The following is a 1,233-nucleotide window of genomic DNA, read 5'->3' as shown; positions in this document are numbered from 1 at the left end:
GGCAAGTTGAAGGATATTCACGACGTCCAAAGCATGCTCAAGGATCTTTTCGCGAGCACCGTCCAAGAAATGCTTGAAGCCGAATTGGACACGCACCTGGGGTATGCCAAATACGACGCGAAACACAAAGACACGGATAACGCCCGAAATGGCCACGGCGCCATGCGTACGGTGCAGTCCGAGCTCGGCGATATCGAGATTGCGCTTCCTCGAGACCGGAAAGGCGAGTTTGAGCCTTTCATTGTGCAAAAGCGTCAAAAGTACATGCCAAGCATCGAGGAACAGGTCATTGCGCTGTATGCTCGCGGCTTCAGCACAAGGGATATCCAGGACCACCTCCAGCAGATCTACGGTGTGGATATGTCGCCCACGCTGGTGTCCAACCTCACCGATCGCCTCTTGCCGCGGATTCACGAGTGGCAGAATCGTCCATTGCACCCCCTCTATACCGTTGTCTTCCTCGACGCCATTCACTACAAGGTGCGTGAAGAAGGTCGCTTGGTAAGCAAGGCGGCGTACATGGTCATTGGCATCGACATTGAGGGTCAGAAAGACGTGCTGGGCATCTGGATTGGACAAAGTGAGTCCTCGAAGTTCTGGCTAGGCGTGTTGAATGACCTGAAGGCGCGCGGCGTGCAGGATGTGCTCGTCTTTTCTACGGATAACCTGAAGGGATTCAGCGAAGCCATCGCCGCCTGTTTCCCACGCTCCGATGTCCAAAAATGCATCGTCCACCAAATTCGAAATTCGCTGCGGTATGTGTCCTACAAGGATTTCAAGGCGGTCACGGCAGCACTCAAGCCCATCTATCAGGCACCCACGGAAGAGGCGGCCTTGATGGAGCTTGACCAGTTTGAACAGGCATGGGGAGCGCGCTATCCCCTGTGTGTGAAGTCGTGGCGAGACAACTGGACGGAACTCGCGACGTTCTACCGATACCCTGTGGAAATGCGGCGCATCATGTATACAACGAACATCATCGAGGGCTACCACAGGCAGTTACGAAAAGCGACGAAGGGCAAGAGCATGTTCCCAAACGACGAGTCGTTGTTGAAGATGCTGTATCTGGCGACGATGGAGGTGACGAGAAAATGGACGATGCGAGTGGCCAACTGGGGCACCATTCTAGGACAACTAGCCATCTACTTCGGCGACCGAGTGACGCCATACCTGCCATGACGACGTTAGGTGGCATGCCCACTGTGTGTGGCATGCCACATCTGACCAGGATGG

At 54.8% G+C, this 1,233-nt stretch carries 1 protein-coding gene; it reads left to right on the top strand.

What is annotated here, in order from left to right; all coding sequences use genetic code 11:
* The first annotated feature begins 6 nt into the window (after window positions 1–6).
* Window positions 7–1,179, top strand: a complete 1,173-nt coding sequence (locus BW934_RS14665; RefSeq protein ID WP_143232706.1) for an IS256 family transposase — start codon at window positions 7–9, stop codon at window positions 1,177–1,179.
* Window positions 1,180–1,233: the final 54 nt, after the last annotated feature.

The sequence above is a fragment of the Alicyclobacillus vulcanalis genome, from assembly GCF_900156755.1.
In the GTDB taxonomy this organism is placed as follows: Bacteria; Bacillota; Bacilli; order Alicyclobacillales; family Alicyclobacillaceae; genus Alicyclobacillus; species Alicyclobacillus vulcanalis.
The sequence above is the reverse complement of the archived record's forward strand: the minus strand, read 5'-3'. Positions and strand labels throughout refer to the sequence as shown.